The sequence below is a fragment of the Pseudobacter sp. genome, from assembly GCF_051955275.1.
GTDB lineage: Bacteria > Bacteroidota > Bacteroidia > Chitinophagales > Chitinophagaceae > Pseudobacter.
In genome coordinates this window covers 32,165-50,791 of the sequence record NZ_JBQCGW010000181.1, presented here as the reverse complement: position 1 = coordinate 50,791, position 18,627 = coordinate 32,165, and the positions used below count along the sequence as shown (strand labels likewise).

Below are 18,627 nucleotides of genomic sequence, written 5' to 3'. Positions count from 1 at the left end.
CAACGGAAACTAACATATGTATGTTACCCCCTACATTTGCACCTACAAAATTTTCATTTATGAACAAACCTGTTACCACGTTAACACAATGGGCCTTCCTTATTTTGATGGTCCTTTGTACAGTTGGCGTGACCGCTCAAGTGAAACTCACCGACAGGATCCCCCTCGATCCGAAAGTGAAGACCGGCGTTTTGCCGAATGGCCTGAAATATTATATCAGGCAGAACAAGAAACCTGAACAAAAAGTGGAACTGCGACTGGTACTGAACGCAGGCTCCATCCAGGAAGATGACGACCAGCAAGGGCTGGCGCATATGGGAGAGCATATGGCTTTCAACGGAACGAAGCATTTCAAGAAGAATGAAATCGTTTCTTTCCTGCAGAACATCGGTGTAGGATTCGGGTCTGACCTCAATGCTTATACGAGCTTTGATGAGACCGTGTACATCCTGCCCATCCCTACAGACAAACCTGGTAACCTCGAAAGCGGTTTCCAGATCCTCGAAGACTGGGCCCACAACGTGTCGTACCTGGATGAAGACATCAACAACGAACGTAACATCATCATCGAAGAAGGCCGCCAGGGCAAGAACGCTGATGAAAGGATGTTCAAGAAGATCTATCCGGAACTCTTTGCCGGTTCCAAGTATGCCAACAGGCTGCCGATCGGTAAAGAAGACCTGATCCGGAACTTCCCTACAGACGCGATCCGCCGCTTCTACAAAGAGTGGTACCGTCCGAACCTGATGGCCGTTGTGGTTGTGGGTGATGTTGATCCTGTAAAAGCAGAAGCCCTTGTAAAGAAACATTTCACCAGGCTGGTGAATCCTGCCAAATACCGCAAACGCGATTATGCAGCAGTACCTGCCTATACCGCCAACAAGGCTGCTGTAATCACAGACAAGGAAGCAACCACTTACACTGTTTCTGTGAATTACTCTGCATTCAAGACTTCACCCATGGTAACAGTGGCTGATTATCGCAAAGAGCAGATCAAGAACCTGTTCTCCAGCATGATCAGTCAGCGACTGGGTGAATTGACACAAAAAGAGAATCCTCCCTTCCTGATGGCGCAGGCCGGCTTCGGCTCCTATGCCAGGGGATATGATGCATTTGGTGCTTACGCCGCCGCTGGTACCGGCGATGTGAAAAGATCACTGACTGCATTGACAGAAGAACTGGAACGCATCAAACGTTTTGGCTTTACGGCCGCTGAACTGGAAAGAACAAAAAAGAATATCCTCACTTCTGTTGAAGCGGCTTATAATAACCGCGATAAGGCCGAATCAGGAGGCTTTGTAGATGAGTATGTGAAGCTGTTCCTGCAAAATGCTCCGAGTCCCGGCATTGTTAAGGAATTTGAATACATCAAATCACTGCTGCCTGGTATCACTATTGAAGAAGTGAACAAATTCTCAGAAGAACTGGAGAAATTACAGGATAAATATTTCGTGTATGTTACAGGGCCGGAAAGTGCTTCTGCCAACCTGCCTACCCAGGACGAACTGCTGGCCATAGTAGCTGCTGCTGCAAAGGCAGATGTAAAGCCCTACCAGGAAAAAGAACTGGGTAACAGCCTGATCAAAGAACTGCCTGCGGCAGGTAAAGTGACAAACAGAACTACCAATGCAACCCTGGGTACTACCGAACTCACACTCAGCAATGGTATCACTGTAACACTGAAATCAACTGATTTCAAGAACGACCAGGTACTGGTTGCCGGTACTGCATTTGGTGGTAAGAATAACTATGGCCTGGCTGATAAATTCGATGCGGAATATTTTGCATCTGTTGTGCCTACCATGGGTATTGGTGAATTTTCGCCTACTGATCTCCGTAAGGTACTGGCTGGTAAAACAGCCGGACTGAAAATATCTGTATCAGGATTCACGCATGGACTTGGTGGCAGCTCAACAGTAAAAGACCTGGAAACCCTTTTCCAGCTGATCTATCTGCAGATGACTGCGCCCAGGAAAGACATGGAGCTTTTCAACTCCTTCATTCAGCGCAACAAATCACAGTTCGCTAACCTGGCGGCCAATCCGGAAGCCGCTTTTGCCGATTCCATGTACAATACCATCTATCAGAGAAATCCACTGGCGCCTATCCGCGTACCAAAAGTGGAATACTTTGATAAGATCAATCTCGACCGCTGCATTGCCATCTACAAAGAACTGTTTGGTAATGCTGCAGGCATGCACTTCGTATTTACCGGTAGCTTCAAGGAAAGCGACCTGACTCCTTTCATCGAGCAGTACCTGGCTTCGCTGCCAGTGAATGGCAAAGGCTTGGAGATCGTAGACAATAAAGTGCGTGTGATTTCCGGAGAACATACTTTCAACATGAACAAGGGTACTGAGCAGAAGAGCCTGATCCTGGCCTTCTATACTGGCGAAACGCCTTACAGTCCTGATATGAACATGAAGGTGAATGCGCTCAGTGAAGTGCTGAACCTGCGTATCATTGAAGAGCTGCGCGAAAAGATCCAGGGTATCTATGGTGGCGGCAGCTCCGGCTCCCTGGAAAAATACCCTTACAATGCGTACAGCTTCATGGTGCAATTACCTTGTGGCCCTGATAAAGCGGACACACTGGTGAAAGCGCTGAAAAAAGAGATCGCTGACCTGGTTGCAAAACCAATCGACAACAGTTATCTCGATAAAGTGAAGAAGCAATGGATCGAAGGATACAAAGCCAGCTACAAAGAGAATGGCACCTGGCTGAGCCAGCTGATGGATGCTAAACTCAATGGTGGAAATATGGAAAGATTCCTCAACTACGAGAAGCTGGTGAATGCACTTACTGTTGCTGATGTACAGGAAGCTGCCAAACTCGTCTTCGGCGGAAAGAATGAATTCTTTGCCATACTGATGCCAGAGAATTAATTGATCGGTCATATTGAACGAGGGTGTTCCGGTGTGAAGTGGAACACCCTCTTTTTTTAAAGAAAATGCCGCAACTCTCTGCGGCATTTTCGCTTTCACCAGTATGATGACCTGCCTGCTGCAGGTTAGCGAAATTGATTGCGGCATTCCGCTGAAACCCGCTCTGGGTCTAAGTTGCTAAGGATCATTATATGTATGTAAGTTGCAACGCTGTTACAATAATAAACAGTATGTCTTTACCGCAGACTGATTGTATAAGCGCTAACTTACATGGATACTTGTTATACTATTCTTCTTCCCGCGTTTTCTTGTTTTTTACGTAGACATCTCACCACTGATATGTAGTAACCCCTGCATATGCAACATGTAGTAACCCTGCATTAAGTGGAATACCATTTTTCTAACTAACAAAAAACATGCACATGAGAAAGCTAATCAAGATCGCAGGAATTCCTGTGTTATTATGCTTTGTTTTACTCTCCTGTAAGAAGAATTCCAAAGAAACTGTTGTTGAACCTGTGGGCCAGGATATTCTGGCGCAGATAGCTGCGTTGGGTTTCAGCACAGACAATGTTCAACTCCACAGCGAAGGATACCTTGTAGAAGGTGATATCGTTGTAACCAAAGAGCATCTGGACAGTAGGCCTGAAAAGCTCACCATGCGTATTGCCGAAGTGGAGCAGTATCGCACCTACAATCTGGTAACAGGCCTTCCGCGCAATATCACTATCCGCGTAGCTTCCTCGCTGCCTGCAAGATATGTGACTGCTGTTGATGCGGCCATTTCGCGTTACAATGCACTGGGCCTCCGCATTACATTCAGCCGTGTTACATCCGGGGGAAATATTGTGATCAATCCGGCACCCTCCGGATCCGGTTACCTGGCATCGGCAGGCTTTCCCACCAGCAGCGGCAATCCATACAATTCCGTATTGGTGAACAGATCATACCTGGATACCTGGAATATCAATACTGTAACGTCTATCATTGCACATGAAGTAGGGCATTGCGTTGGTTTCCGTCATACTGATTACATGAACAGGGCCTACAGTTGTGGAGGATCTCCGGTGAATGAGGGAGCCAGTACAGTTGGCGCCGTTCATATTCCCGGCACACCAACAGGTCCGGACGCCAACTCCTGGATGCTGGCCTGTATCGGTAACGGCGTGAACCGTCCTTTCAATGCCAATGATATCATTGCACTGAATTACGTGTATTAAAATAATATAGGGTTACTACAAAAAAACGGCGCATCTCCTGCGCCGTTTTTTTCTGTTTTTCCGTGTTGCAGCTTATGCCACAACGATATCTTTATCTAAATACACATCCTGTGTGGTGTGCAGCAGTTCAACGCCTTCTTTGAACGGACGCTGGAATGCTTTTCTTCCCAGGATCAGGCCCATACCACCTGCGCGTTTGTTGATCACGGCAGTATAAACAGCATCAGCCAGGTCGCTTGCGCCCTTGCTTTCGCCGCCACTGTTGATCAGACCAACACGGCCACTGTAGCAATTCAGCACCTGGTAGCGGTTGAGGTCGATGGGGTGATCGGATGTGAGTTTGTCGTATACCAACGGAGAGGTTTTGCCATGCTTTGTAGCCAGGTAACCGCCGTTATTGGTAGGTAATTTTTGTTTGATGATATCAGCCTGCAGCGTAACGCCCAGGTGATTTGCCTGACCGGTAAGATCGGCGGAAGTGTGATAATCCACGCCATCCACTTTGAAGCCGTTGTTGCGGGTATAGCACCAGAGGATGGTAGCCATTCCCAGTTCGTGTGCCAGTTCAAATGCTTCCGCCACTTCTTTCAATTGACGTGCACTTTCATTACTGCCCCAGTAGATGGTAGCGCCTACTGCAACTGCTCCCATATTCCATGCGCTCTTAACAGTTCCGAACATCGTTTGATCGAATTTGTTAGGAAGGCTCAGGAACTCATTGTGATTGATCTTAACCACAAAAGGTATGCGGTGCGCATATTTGCGGCTCATCAGTCCAAGTACACCGTAAGTGGATGCTACACCATTACAGCCGCCTTCGATAGCCAGCTTGATGATGTTCTCGGGATCAAAATAAATAGGATTGGGAGCAAAGGCAGAACCGCCGCTGTGCTCGATGCCCTGGTCAACAGGGAAGATGCTGCAGTAACCTGTATCAGCCAAACGGCCATGTCCCAGTAATTGCTGCATGCTGCGCAGTACCTGGTTGGGGCGGTTGCTGTTGATCCATGTCTTTTCTACATGATCGGCTGAGGGGAGCTGGATCATCGATTTATCGATGGTTTCGCACTTGTGTTCCAACAAATAAGCGGCTTTATCGCCGAGGAGGTCAACAATCTTTTTAGAAGGCATGATAATTTCTAAGTTTGGTGATGCAATCGCCCGGCAAAGATAGGGGCATGAGGGTATGAATCCCAGCCCCATTTTGGGGTGAAGCCTTCTGCAGATTGACTTTCCTTCAGCGACGCAGCCGCTTATTCAGAATAAATCTAACTATTATGCATTTCTGTTAATACAGTTCAAATCAGTAAACGCAATCTCTAAACGTTTTATAAATGTTTCTTCTCCCTTGCGAAGCCATACGCGGGGGTCATAATGCTTCTTATTTGGCTTCTCTGCGCCTTCGGGGTTGCCCAGCTGGCCCTGGAGATAGGCTTCGTTCTTCTTGTAATACTGAAGTACGCCTTCCCAGAATGCCCATTGCAGATCAGTATCGATATTCATCTTGATGGCGCCGTAACTGATGGCCTCGCGGATCTGGTTCTGGGGAGAACCGCTGCCGCCGTGGAATACGAAGTATACTGGTTTTGGACCGGTTTTGAATTCCTGCTGGATGTATTCCTGGCTGTTGCGCAGGATTTCGGGACGGAGCTCCACATTACCGGGACTGTACACACCGTGTACGTTTCCGAATGCTGCCGCCACACTGAACAGGCTGCCCACTTTACCAAGCTCTTTATAAGCGTAGGCTACGTGCTGGGGCTGTGTGTACAGCTTATCGTTCTCGATGCCACTGTTGTCTACACCGTCTTCTTCACCGCCGGTAACACCCAGCTCTATCTCGATGCCCATGCCCAGTGGAGCCATGCGCTTGAAGAACTCAACAGAGGTTTCGATATTCTCTTCGATGGGTTCTTCCGAAAGGTCGAGCATATGTGAACTGAAAAGGGGCTGGCCCTTCTCTTTATAGTATTGCTCACCTGCATCGATCAGACCGCTGATCCAGGGCAGCCATTTCTTGGCAGCATGGTCTGTATGCAGTACAACGGGCACACCATAATATTTAGCCACGTTGTGAATATGCAGGGCTCCGGAAACGGCGCCGGAAATATTGGCCTGGAGCTGATCGTTGGGCATTCCCTTACCTGCAATGAATTGAGCACCTCCGTTTGAAAACTGGATGATGACCGGTGAATTTACTTTGGCCGCTGTTTCCAGGGTGGCATTGATGGTATCAGTACCAATGGTGTTCACAGCAGGGAGGGCAAACTGGTTTTCTTTAGCATCCTTGTACAGGGCTTCCAGTTCCTCTCCAAAAAGTACCCCGGCTTTGTATTTCTTCATGATTTGATAATTTTTCTATGGTAATAATTAAGAAAGAAATGTGCTTTTTGAAATTAATTTAAGGAATCAGGTCTTTTTTTGAACGCCGCGCTAAGATACGTTCCGGATAGCGTTTTTTAAACACAAATCTTTCGTTTTGCCGCAAAGCGAAAGAAGAAAAATGGAGAAATAAGAAAGCGAAAGTGGAAAACGGAGTGAAGACAGGTTCGGAGGCGAACAAATAGAAATCACTCGCGGGGACGCGAGCGATTGGGCACTGCGGACTAATCCTCGAACTTGCCCAGGTTTTTCTGGATGAGGGCGAGGTTCTTCTGGAGCGTCTGCTTCAGCTGCCGCTTTACCAGCTTGCCCATGGAATTACATTTGTCGAAAGCAGGAGCTTTGAAATATTCACCCAGTTCAGTTCTCAGTTGAATGAGCTTTTCTTCGGAAGATATTTTGTCCCGGGCCATGATATTCAGCAGCTCCATCAGCCGGAAGCGCGTGCTGGCCACACGGAAGGCCATCATGGTGCGCTCCTCGGTCTGGTATTGCTCGATGGTATCCTGGTTGAGGTGTTTGGTGCAGATGGAAACCAGTTCCATATTTTCTTTGAAGAATTGAGGCAGGTAAAGATTCTTCCTGCCCTCATAAGATTGCTGGTCGAAGTCGATTGCCCTGATCCGGTACTGGAAATCCTCGATATCCGGGGTAATGTCAACCACAAAATTGTAGGAACGCATATCACCCAGCAGCCGCACAAAGCAGCGCTCATTGAACTTCACAAATTCCTTAGCCAGCCTGATCCTGTTGGTACTGGGCTCATGCAGGTGCTTGCTGATGAACACATCGCCGGGGATACCGGGAATATGTTCTTCCACCAATGTATTGTGATGAGTAAGATATGTGATGCGGTTGGGAGAAAGCAGGTGCTCCAGCTCCAGCCCGTAGATCCTGGATGCATCGGCGATCTTGATATAGTAATGATCGTAGTTGTCGTTGAACTTGTTCACGATCCTGATCCGGAAAGGATTTGAATTACCGAAACTGCAATAGTCCACCCGGGCTACATCCAGGTGTTTGGTGAAGGTGAGATCTCCCTCCGTTTTGAGGAAGGCATACATCTTCACCAGGCCTTCACGGATGAATTCAAACTCCCGCATATCGTAGAGCACACTTTCCCAGTGGGTGTCTTTTCCGTATTTGTCGAGCAGCGGGACCGAGTACGTGAAATGCAGCAGGTCTTTGTACGACACAGGCAGCTTCACTTCGCGGCCATGATGTTTGAGGTAAGCGCGCAGCTCATCGGTTACAGGAAACATGGGCTTCTTGCGCGATGGTTTGTTGGGCTCAAGCGCCAGGTTGGTATCGTTGGTCACAGACATGCGGAACTAAATTACAGAAATATCGGATGTGAACAGTGAGCGGAAATATTCCGGTGCTCCCTGGAGGCGGCTGCCATACCAGCTGAAGTATTCGCCATCCACCAGGATGATCTTGGTGTGGGGAAGCTGCAACTGCAATTCTTCCACATGCTGCTGCCTGAAAGGGTAGGGCTCTGATGAAAGCAGTAACAAACGGCAGTCTGCATCCCTCAATTCTTCGATACTTATTTCAGGATATCTTTTCGCATGCCCGAACACGTTAGTGACGCCGCAGCGGGTAAGCATATCATGAATGAAGGTATCCTGACCGATGGTCATCCAGGGATTACGCCAGATGAGATAAGCGGCGGGAATAATCCCATGACGGGGAAGGAGACAGGCCAATTCCCGGAAACCGCCTTGTATGCGGTCTGCCAGCAGATTTCCTTTTTCATCCTGGCCGGTGATGGCGCCTACCCGGCGGATCATATCCAGAGAACCTTCCAGTTCATGGATATCGCTTATCCATACAGGATAGTCCGCAGCCAGCGCTTCCACCTGTTCTTTCACATTCTCTTCCTTGTTGGCAATGATGAGATCAGGCTGCAGCTGACGGATAAGGTCAGATTTGATATTCTTGGTGCCGCCGATGCGTGTTTTGGTGCGGAACCAGCTTTGCGGATGTATGCAGAATTTGGTAATACCCACCACTTCCTGTTCCAGGCCGAGGTCATACAATAATTCAGTCTGGGAAGGCACCAGTGAAATGATCCTTTGCGGAAGGGAATTGATGATGATCTCCCTGCCAGTCTGGTCGGTGAATAATGGCATTTGTAAATTTCCTGCAAAATACTGAAGCAGGATAAATAATAAGCAGTAAGCTGATGGAGGATGGATTATAAGGCCTGTTGAGCGGTCGCCCCAGCCTGTGGAGAGGGAAAGCAACAGGGGTAAATTTGGTGTTGGCAGTACCGCTGCTGTCCTCCTGCAAAATGATTGTTTTGCAGGAGGGTATTGGAGTTAAAGCAGACGGTTCTTAACACACAGGATTTGAACTTTTGGTTTCTTTCGGACGTTGGATTTTACTTCGGACGGTTAATCAAGGATCTTGTGACTTGGTTTTCTACGGACAAATTGGACGATGGTTTGTTCACGGACAATTGGACATTGGGTTTTTCTACGGACAATTGGACGGTTGGTTTGTTCACGGACGATTGGACATTGGTTTTTCTACGGACAAATTGGACCTTGGTTGATCATTGGATTTAGGATCTTGGTCTTTCGGATATCGGATCGGATCTTGGATTTAAAAAGAAAAAAGAAGTTGACTGATACTGGATTTTTTGGATTTTCTGGATATTGGATCAGTACACAGGTTGTTCTCGGATATTGGACTGATTGATTTAGTTATCAATCAACTTCTGAAACAAAAGTACTGCCGGACGGCTTCCTTCGCAAGAGCAGAACTTCTCGATTATAAATGTTCGGGATTTACTCCTCATATCGTAGTGTTTCAGGAGGTTAGCTCGTAAAGTTTTGATTCTGCTATCGTAATTCTACCAGAAATATGCGGTTTTGATTGATTTTCATTGATGTAAATCAAACAAATGATTGTTTTCACTGATGCGTTACAGTTATTAACACAAGGTTACGTAGCGGAAAAACGCGTTTTTCCCTGTCTGCTGTTTAGGGTGTTTAATCGCCTTTTTGCTGCTATTGATCGAATAAACTTCCACTCATTATGAGTTATTTACACCTTGCATCAACCTTTACGGCAAGCAGATGCCCTTTTTAGTCCGTAACCCTGATCCCGTACGAAATTCCCTTTAGGCAAAACGATTTACAAGCCGGTTTTACAGGAGAGACTACCTACCTGGTGGTCTCTTTGCTTTATACCTTTCCCTTCACACAAAAAGAAACGCAGGAAGCCAATCGGCTTCCTGCGTTCATTTACAAATGTTTATCAGCATTATTGCTTCACGAACCTCATAGAGGCCAGTGGTTTCTTACTTTCATTATATATGATCACAAAGTAAATGCCCGCACCCAGGCCGCTGCAGTCGAATTCCTGGATATTGGTGCCTCGGGCCAGTTTCAGCTGCCTGCGTATCACGATTTGCCCATGGATGGTGGAAATATGCATTTCAGCCTCCCTTACCTCATGTCCCATCTCGATAAGCACGGTAAGCGGTCCACGGGTAGGGTTGGGATGAGCCCTTAATACCTTCACCTGACCATCTTTAAGGCAGGATTCCAGCATTACCGTTTTTTCCGCAGTTCCCTGGCAGCCATTGGGCGCTGTGTATTTATACCTGATGGTCTGTTTGCCTGTTTTAAAGCCAAGCAGGCTCCAGCTGTTTTCAGATACCCCCTCGCCTTCAAATACGCCTCCTTCCGGAGATGCTTTGAGCTCTACTGTATTGTCGCTCAGGCAGTACCTTTCGGACATTGTGATCACTGGGGCTGTAAATGGAATGGTGGACAGTTTGGCTGCATTGGTAGTGATGGAAAATCCCGGGATTCCGATGATGCAGCGGAAATACATTTCTGTACTGGCCTTCAGCAGGTAGCTGGCTTGTGTAGCCCCATCGATATTATTCCATGTATTGCCATCATTGCTTTGCTGCCATTGATAAGAAGGGGTGGAGATGCCGGATGAGTTCACCAGTGCAACGAAGTTCACTTCGCTTCCCTGGCAACTGGTAACATCCACAGGATGCTGCAGGATCATCAGGGATGGTTTTGCTTCGTAAGCACCGATATCGATCGTGTTTTCCTGTATGCGGTCCTTACTGTTAAGGTCCCTGGTAATAGCTGTCAGATCGGGTGTTTGCCCGGCCTGAAAATAAAGGTTATTTCCACGGTTGATCATACTGCTGCTTGACTTCAACGTGTAATCATCTCCCGGAACATCCGTGAACTGCGGGTCCATGGTGCCATCGAGTATAAAATTGGCTGCATCAGCTGCCATACCCTGCACCAGGCTGTACCTGATCACCGGTGTACTGGAAATATTGAAGATACCGGTATTATTACCCTGCACCAGGCTGTTGCGGAATTGAGGTGATGCATGATTGTTGGTGATCACACTGCCCGTCAATGAGCGGTTATTGGTAATAGTTAGATTGGTGTAATATATGTCTGCATTTTCATCATTGTAAATGGCCGCGCCCGTTGTAACGGACAGGTTTTTGAACAACAGCATATTGGTGATGGCAGCGTGTGAGTTTTTTGCGTAAATGCCCGCTCCATTGATCTCCGATCTGTTGCCTGCGATCACCATATTACGGATCTGCGGGGAAGAGGATTCGATATAGATAGCACTTCCTGATCTTGTGGCCACCTGGTTGCCATTGATACTCTCATACTCCAGGCCGGTAAGTTCACCGCCTCCGCCAACGATGGTAAAGCCATCCATGATACCGTTGCTTGCCTCACCTGATGCAACCACTACGTGCAGCGCATTTTCGAACATATTGGCTATTTCCAGGCTCTGTGCATCTCCGGTAACCATATCATCATCACTGAAGTCTCCACTGAGAATGGTTTTGTGATACGCCACAGAAAGATCGCGTTCTGCGATGCTTGTTTCAGTTCCTGCAAAGCCACCATATAATTCAACATTTTTTACCAGCAGGAAAGCATTGTTAGCGCCCCCTTCCATGCCAAATGCTTCATCCACTATACTGTACAATGGTTTGTAGGTGCCGCCTGCCACAAAGATCTTCAGGGGATTGGCAGGGGAAAAATTCGCTTCACGCACTTTTGCCCATCGCAATGCATCGGCCAGTTCAGTCAGCGGCGCATCCCAGCTATGACCATCGCCTGGTACAGCAGCATGGCGGTTCACGTACAGGATATTGCCGGCGCCAGGTGTAATCGGACTGACATCCATCACAAAATTTTCAGTGGCTGTATAAGTACAATTATTGATTTCCGTTTCCAGTGTGATGATATCGCCATTGGAAGGATAATAAATGAAGTAGTTGTTGACACCGGAATATCCGGATACACCATTCACTTTGAAATCATAATTCGTGAACCCGGGTGAAGCCACAAACATTACCTGCGTGCCATCCATGATCTGTCCGGAAGAAGTGCCCGCCAGTTCAAGGTATGGAGTTCCATGCACACCGATCATGAAACTGCCGTTCAGCGTAGCCTCTGTAGAGGTGGCACCTGTTATATCGAAAAAGAAAGAATTAGACCTGCCTGGCTGCATCTTTTTGGGGAATGCAGTACCAACGGGATAATTGTTGCCGCCTTCCTGGATGATGCCTGCATAAAAGCTCTCACCAGGTTGAAGGACCACGGGGGCATCCAGCGGGATCAACTGGTCGGTGCCAAGCATGGAAGCCTGCATTACAAAGGGCTGTGAGCTGACCAGGATATTGCTGTATTCATCGATGATCACGGCTCTGACCGACTGACCAATATTTCCCGCGTCTCTTGAAACCCTGAAGCGGACTGCGTCCAGGCGAACAGCAACCTGTGATACGGGGTATTTTACGGCCATGATGCCTGTTCCTGCTCCATACCCTACACTATCGTAACCAAACTGATCCGAAACATAACTGAGGGTTTCGCAATCCAGTTGCTGCGCATAATTTGAATAGTTATTGCTATTCACCTCATCCGCAGGTAGTGAAACGATGAAATGTTGTATGCCATTATGGGTAACGGGTGCTACAAAGGACACTTCGGCTGAGTCGCCTGCGGCGATATAACCGATATTTTCAGTGAAACTGCCCGTGTTCACTCCGCTAACGGTCATGGTCACCTGAATATTTGAATGCTCCTGGTTGCTGTTGTTGCGAACTACTGCCGTCACCTGGTTGGGGCAGTTCAAAGCCTTTCCTGCAATGGCAAAAGAGCTGATGCTTCTCACCTCCAGGTCGTTATTGACGGGATTGTCGATCCCGAAGAGGATCTGCGGACGATAGTTATGATTGCCCACCGTTGTGCCGGACAGATCCGTACCTGAGCTCATTTTGCAGGAGTTATCGGAAACTGTATTCACCCTGGCCCTGGCGGCGATGGTGGAAAAGCTCGTGGGGGCATACTCGTATGAAACATACAGGCCGCCTCCGGTATAAGTAAAGCTGCTGGTAAGGTTCACGCTTTGTTCGGCTTCGTTCAGGATGCCTACCGGAACTGAATAGCTGCCGTTATACACGGTGCTCATGCCACCCAATGAAGTGGCCCAGTTGGTTGATTTTGCATTTACTGTACTGGAAGTATTCTCTAAATAGATCTTCAGATTGCCACCGGCCGGTACGTCTGCACCTCCTTCGTATGAGAATCCAACAGACCGGATCACCGTGCCCGGTGCAAAGCTGATCTCCGAAGCCGGAAGGAAGAGCTGCACTTTTTTGAATGGTGTAATGGATACGCCACCTGGCGCTTCATTTTCGGAGCTGAAACTGTACGTGGAGGGGACCGGTTTCCTGACTATGGCCTGCGCATAAACAGTGCTGCCCGTAACACATAGCAATAGCGCTGTGAGTACGGTTGTAAAAACAGTTCTGTGGTTATTCATAAGGGTCAGAGGTAAAGTTTTTTCTAAGGATTCAGATTACTTGAATTATAAATTAATTATATGCGTGCAGCCGTAAATGGTCCGGCTGCATGGTTTCATATTCGTCAATGTGCTAACGCTGCTGTATTAAAATTAGTCTGTATAACAGCCTGAAAATTCATTATTTTTCATAACAGATCAGTCCGGATGCCAGCCCGTTCAGGGGCATCCAATTTCCAAACGGTTAACCAAATGAACATGAAGAAAATCTTGCTCGCAGGGTGCCTAAGCACCTTATCCTTATCCATGATGGCCCAGGAAGCCCGTCTCCTTCGCTTCCCCGCCGTTCATGGCAATACAGTAGTGTTCTCTTATGGCGGCGACCTGTATACCGTTGCACGCAGCGGGGGAACTGCCCGTAAACTCACCAACCACCCCGGTTACGAAATGTTCCCGAGGTTCAGTCATGATGGTAAAACCATCGCATTCACCGGCCAGTACGATGGCAATACAGAAGTGTTCACCATCCCCTCCAACGGAGGGAATCCCAAAAGGATCAGTTTTTCGGCTACACTATCCCGTGATGATGTGTCGGACCGTATGGGGCCCAATAACGTAGTGATGGGTTTTACGCCGGACGATAAGCAGGTGATCTTTCGCAACCGCGGCAATTCTGCCAATCCATTCCGCGGACAGTTATACCTGGCACCTCTCAGCGGTGATCTACCCACTGAGCTGCCCTTTGCCGTTGCAGGTTGGGCCAGCTATAATGAAGATGGCAGCAAACTGGCCATGAACCGCATCTTCCGCGAATTCCGCACCTGGAAGCGCTACAAGGGCGGCATGGCCGACGATATCTGGCTGTACGATGTGAAGTCAGGTAATTCCGAGAACCTCACCAACAATCCCGCCCAGGATATCTTTCCCATGTACCACAAGAATGCCGTGTATTTCTTCAGTGACCGCGACGGCGTGATGAACCTTTTCTCCGTTGACGTCAACAGCAAGCAGATCAAAAAGCTAACCAGCTTCACGGAGTATGATTGTAAATTTCCATCTCTGGGCGATAATGCCATCGCCTTCGAGAACGGTGGTTTTATCTATCTCTACGATCTTGCATCGGGCAAAGAAGAGAAACTTAACATCAGTATCTCCGAAGACCTGTCTGGAAGCCGGCCCAAACAGATCGATGCCGGAAAGTTCATACAGTCATTCTCCATCGCCCCTGATGGCAAACGCGCACTGTTCAGCGCCCGGGGAGATGTGTTCACTGTGCCCGAAAAGAATGGTGTAACGCGGAACCTTACACGAAGCAGTGGTGCAAACGACCGCTCCGTCAGTTGGAGCCCTGATGGCAAATGGGTTTCCTACATAAGTGATCAGAGCGGGGAAGACGAATTGTATATCCAGAAGCAGGATGGCTCAGAACCCGCCAAAGCCATCACCAGGGGCGGCGGCAGTTATAAGTTCTATCCATCCTGGAGCCCAGACAGCAAATGGATCCTGCTGGGCGAACGCTCGCAGGAGCTTTACATCATCAACGTTGCCACCGGCGCTAAAACTTCCATCGTCAAATCCGACGCCGCTGAAATAGGCGACTATACCTGGGCGCCCGACAGTAAATGGATCGGTTACACCCTGCCCGGTAAATCACGAGGCTTCGATGTGATCAAACTCTGGAACCGCGAAACAAAAAAGGAGATCACGGTTACAGACGAATGGTATAACAGCGGTCAGCCTTCTTTCAGCCCTGATGGCAAACTCCTCTATTTCGTTTCGCAGCGCGACTTCAATCCTGTTTACAGTCAGACAGAATGGAACCACGCCTACGTGGATATGAGCAAGCCTTATTTCGTTCGTCTCACCAATGGTGCCAGATCCGCCTTTCAGCAGGAGAACGATGAAGTGAGCATCAAAGAAAGTGGCCCTGCTCCCAGATCTGCCGATGCACCCAAAGCTTCTGATACAGTAGTGATCAATATCGATGAAGATAACATTGCAGACCGCATCGAAAGTCTGCCCGTTACACCCGGCAATTATTTCAATATCGTTGCGCATAACGATGGGCTTTTCTATACCACCATGAACTCGCGTACTTCGCCTGCTTTCAAATTCTACAGTCTAAAAGACAAAAAAGAAAATGACCTCGGCTTCACTGGTCAGTACGAGATCAGTGATAACAGGAAGAAAGTGCTGCTGCGGAGAGGGAACGATTATTTTATCGAAGATCTCAGCACCATGAAGATCGATGCAAAAAACAAGCTCGATCTCGAAGGCCTGAAATATACCACCGACCTGCGTGCCGAATGGAAGCAGGTATTCGATGAAAGCTGGCGGCAGATGCGCGACTATTTCTATGATCCCAATATGCACGGAGTGAACTGGAAAAAGGTGCACGACCGCTACGCCTTACTGGTCCCTTACGTAAATCACCGCAATGATCTCACTTACATCATCGGCGAAATGATTGCCGAGCTGAGTATCGGCCATGCTTACGTGAACAGCGGCGACCATCCGGATGTAGAACGCATCAAAACAGGCATGTTAGGTGCCCGTTTCTCACGCGACAAATCCGGCTACTACAAAATCGACAGCATCCTCTCCGGCGAGAGCTGGGACAAGACCCTGGTATCGCCACTCCGTCAACCCGGCATCAATATCAAAAAAGGCGACTTCATCATTGCCATCAACGGCCAGGATGTGAGCAAGCTTTCCAATCTCTACGAGGCGCTCACCGGAAAAGCCGACCAGGTGACCGAGATCACAACAAACACTACAGCTTCTGCCACCAACGCCAGAAAATATTACGTAAAACCCATCTCGGACGAATCTGCGCTCTACTATCACGAGTGGGTACAGCAGAACATCGCCAAAGTGAATGCCGCATCCGGCGGCCGCGTCGGTTACCTGCATATTCCCGACATGGGACCTGCGGGCCTCAATATGTTTGCCCGCTATTTCTATCCGCAGCTCGATAAGGAAGCGCTCGTCATCGACGACCGTGGGAATGGTGGCGGCAATGTATCTCCCATGATCATCGAGCGGCTACGCCGCGAGATCAGCATGGGCACGCTGATGCGTAACGGCAGGTTCAGCGGCACGCGTCCTGCCCAGACGCATATCGGTCCGAAGGTTTGTCTTATTGATCAGTACTCAGCTTCTGACGGCGATCTCTTCCCCTTCCAGTTCCAGTATTACAAGATCGGACCGCTCATCGGGCAGCGTACCTGGGGTGGTGTAGTTGGTATCCGTGGAAGCCTTCCTTTCATCGATGGCGGCGATCTGCGAAAACCGGAGTTTGCATCATTTGCTGCTGATGGCAGCAAGTTCATTATCGAAGGTGAGGGTGTACATCCTGATATCGAGATCATCAATGATCCGCACCAGGAGTATCTCGGCAACGACCAGCAGCTCAAGCGTGGCGTGGAGGAGTTGCTGCGTCAATTGCAACAAAAAGGCAGGCAGGGCGTGCCGGCGATTCCGAAGGCATTTCCTGATAAATCAAAATAATTTTCTTTTGGGCTTCAGGTGGTATGAAGGGTAGGCTGTAAAACATACCCACACCTTATTGGGGTTCTATTGGGCATTGAGGGGAATGTCGGGGCGGAGGTGCAGGGCCGGGCGTTAGGAACGTATGTTTTAAGGCCTTTCCTTCATATCCCCTGAAGCCCACATCACCCTGGCGGTGCGGCACCAGGATGGCCTTTGTGCAATGCCGCAGATAAAAGGGGAGAGGGGTAAAAAGTGTATCATTCTACAGCCCCAACATACCCCACCACAGCCCATAAAAGAACCACCAGGTGTGGGTATGTTTTGCAGCCTCACTCACACCACCCCCAACCCGGCACAAAACAAAAAGCCTCTTGCCCAAATAAAGAACAAGAGGCTCAAAAAATATAATGAAAGCTCAGCTTCCCAATGCCTGTATCACATCATACTTGGTCACGATATGATAATTACCGGCATCATCCTTCCCCAGCACCGCTCCGTTTTCTTTGTTGATGAGATTGCGTAATTTTTCAAGTGGAGTATTGAAATCCACTATCGGGAATGGTTGTTCCATCACGCTTTCTATGCTGGCGGTTTTAATATCAGGATTGCTGAAAACCTTATTGAACAATCCGCTTTCGCTGATGGCGCCAATGATACCATTGCCATTCATTACGGGGATATGTTCGATATCGAATTTCTTCATCAGGTCTACTGCGTCAGCTACTGTACCAGTGGGCTGGATGGTAACCAGTTTCTGTTTGGCGCTGCGGCCGTTGACGATATCGCGGAATGTTTTCACATCCAGGAATCCGCGTTCCATCATCCACTGGTCGTTATAGATCTTGGCAACGTAGCGGCTGCCGTGATCGTGGAAGATGCAGACAACCACGTCGTCTTTAGTGAGCGAGTTGCCGAGTTGCAGGAGTCCCTGCAGGCAGCTGCCGGCGCTGTATCCGCAGAAGAGACCTTCTTCTTTGGCGAGGCGGCGGGCCATTACTGCGCCGTCTTTATCGGTTACCTGTTCAAAATGGTCGATCACGCTCATATCGTAGTTTTCGGGAACGAAGTCTTCCCCGAAACCTTCGGAAATATAGGGGTGTACTTCGTTCATATCTATCTCACCAGTTTTGAAATATTTGGTGAGGAGAGAACCGTATACGTCGATAGCCCAGATCCTGATATTGGGATTCTTTTCCTTGAGGTACATGGCAGTTCCGGTAACGGTGCCGCCGGTGCCTGCGGTGCATACGAGGTGGGTGATCTTACCGCCGGTCTGTTCCCAGATCTCGGGACCGGTGGTTTCGTAGTGGGCCAGGCGGTTGGCGGGGTTATCGTACTGGTTGCAGTGGAAAGAGTTGGGGATCTCAGCGGCCAGCCTGCGGGCAACGGAGTAGTAGGAGCGGGGATCATCGGGTTCCACGTTGGTTGGACAAACGATCACTTCGGCGCCTACGGCCTTGAGAATATCCATTTTTTCTTTAGACTGCTTATCGGTAGTAGTGAAAATACATTTGTATCCTTTCACACAGGCTGCCAGGGCCAGTCCCATTCCGGTATTGCCGCTGGTGCACTCAATGATGGTGCCGCCGGGCTTCAGCTTGCCTTCTTTCTCTGCCACTTCCACCATCTTCAGGGCCATGCGGTCCTTGATGGAGTTGCCGGGATTGAAATAATCCACTTTTGCCAGGATGGTGGCAGGCAGGTGCTTCGTGACCTTGTTGAGTTTGATCAATGGCGTATTGCCAATCGTTTCGAGAATATTCTGTTTGATATCCATAATAATGTAGATTCTCGGCCAAAGGTAAGGTTTTGCCCCGGGAGGCAGG

General features: G+C 48.6%; 9 protein-coding genes. 3 read left to right on the top strand and 6 right to left on the bottom strand.

Annotation, left to right across the window (positions count from 1 at the left end):
- The first annotated feature begins 59 nt into the window (after positions 1–59).
- Positions 60–2,885 (top strand): M16 family metallopeptidase, encoded by a 2,826-nt coding sequence (locus ACTHMC_RS15425; RefSeq protein ID WP_440414318.1) that lies wholly within the window; start codon positions 60–62, stop codon positions 2,883–2,885.
- 422 nt (positions 2,886–3,307) lie between these two features.
- Entirely contained in the window at positions 3,308–4,105 is a 798-nt protein-coding gene (locus ACTHMC_RS15420) for a M57 family metalloprotease (protein WP_440414316.1), read from the top strand.
- Positions 4,106–4,177: 72 nt separating this feature from the next.
- Here the strand turns inward: ACTHMC_RS15420 and ACTHMC_RS15415 are convergent, their stop codons facing one another.
- From ACTHMC_RS15415 to ACTHMC_RS15395, 5 genes are all read right to left on the bottom strand, one after another.
- Positions 4,178–5,236, bottom strand: a complete 1,059-nt coding sequence (locus ACTHMC_RS15415) for a class I fructose-bisphosphate aldolase (protein WP_440414314.1) — start codon at positions 5,234–5,236, stop codon at positions 4,178–4,180.
- Between the two features lie 144 nt (positions 5,237–5,380).
- Positions 5,381–6,448 (bottom strand): class II fructose-bisphosphate aldolase, encoded by a 1,068-nt coding sequence (gene fbaA, locus ACTHMC_RS15410; RefSeq protein ID WP_440414312.1) that lies wholly within the window; start codon positions 6,446–6,448, stop codon positions 5,381–5,383.
- Positions 6,449–6,711: 263 nt separating this feature from the next.
- A complete protein-coding gene (locus tag ACTHMC_RS15405) occupies positions 6,712–7,812 on the bottom strand; it encodes a hypothetical protein (protein WP_440414310.1) in 1,101 nt (366 codons plus the stop codon).
- Positions 7,813–7,818: 6 nt separating this feature from the next.
- Complete coding sequence (locus ACTHMC_RS15400) at positions 7,819–8,622, bottom strand: helical backbone metal receptor (protein ID WP_440414308.1); 804 nt, start codon at positions 8,620–8,622, stop codon at positions 7,819–7,821.
- Positions 8,623–9,760: 1,138 nt separating this feature from the next.
- Positions 9,761–13,330, bottom strand: coding sequence for a T9SS type A sorting domain-containing protein (locus ACTHMC_RS15395; protein ID WP_440414307.1), 3,570 nt, complete (start codon positions 13,328–13,330; stop codon positions 9,761–9,763).
- 237 nt (positions 13,331–13,567) lie between these two features.
- Here ACTHMC_RS15395 and ACTHMC_RS15390 point away from each other — a divergent pair, with 237 nt between their 5' ends.
- Positions 13,568–16,819, top strand: coding sequence for a S41 family peptidase (locus ACTHMC_RS15390; protein ID WP_440414305.1), 3,252 nt, complete (start codon positions 13,568–13,570; stop codon positions 16,817–16,819).
- Positions 16,820–17,216: 397 nt separating this feature from the next.
- On the opposite strand, the gene ACTHMC_RS15385 is transcribed toward ACTHMC_RS15390, so the two are convergent.
- Positions 17,217–18,578, bottom strand: coding sequence for a pyridoxal-phosphate dependent enzyme (locus tag ACTHMC_RS15385; RefSeq protein ID WP_440414304.1), 1,362 nt, complete (start codon positions 18,576–18,578; stop codon positions 17,217–17,219).
- Positions 18,579–18,627 lie beyond the last annotated feature (49 nt).

Excerpts from the sequence above, each read along its gene's own strand:
- ACTHMC_RS15425 (WP_440414318.1), top strand. The coding sequence starts at position 60 with ATGAACAAACCTGTTACCACGTTAACACAATGGGCCTTCCTTATTTTG.
- ACTHMC_RS15420 (WP_440414316.1), top strand. The coding sequence starts at position 3,308 with ATGAGAAAGCTAATCAAGATCGCAGGAATTCCTGTGTTATTATGCTTT.
- ACTHMC_RS15415 (WP_440414314.1), bottom strand. The coding sequence starts at position 5,236 with ATGCCTTCTAAAAAGATTGTTGACCTCCTCGGCGATAAAGCCGCTTAT.
- fbaA (WP_440414312.1), bottom strand. The coding sequence starts at position 6,448 with ATGAAGAAATACAAAGCCGGGGTACTTTTTGGAGAGGAACTGGAAGCC.
- ACTHMC_RS15405 (WP_440414310.1), bottom strand. The coding sequence starts at position 7,812 with ATGTCTGTGACCAACGATACCAACCTGGCGCTTGAGCCCAACAAACCA.
- ACTHMC_RS15400 (WP_440414308.1), bottom strand. The coding sequence starts at position 8,622 with ATGCCATTATTCACCGACCAGACTGGCAGGGAGATCATCATCAATTCC.
- ACTHMC_RS15395 (WP_440414307.1), bottom strand. The coding sequence starts at position 13,330 with ATGAATAACCACAGAACTGTTTTTACAACCGTACTCACAGCGCTATTG.
- ACTHMC_RS15390 (WP_440414305.1), top strand. The coding sequence starts at position 13,568 with ATGAAGAAAATCTTGCTCGCAGGGTGCCTAAGCACCTTATCCTTATCC.
- ACTHMC_RS15385 (WP_440414304.1), bottom strand. The coding sequence starts at position 18,578 with ATGGATATCAAACAGAATATTCTCGAAACGATTGGCAATACGCCATTG.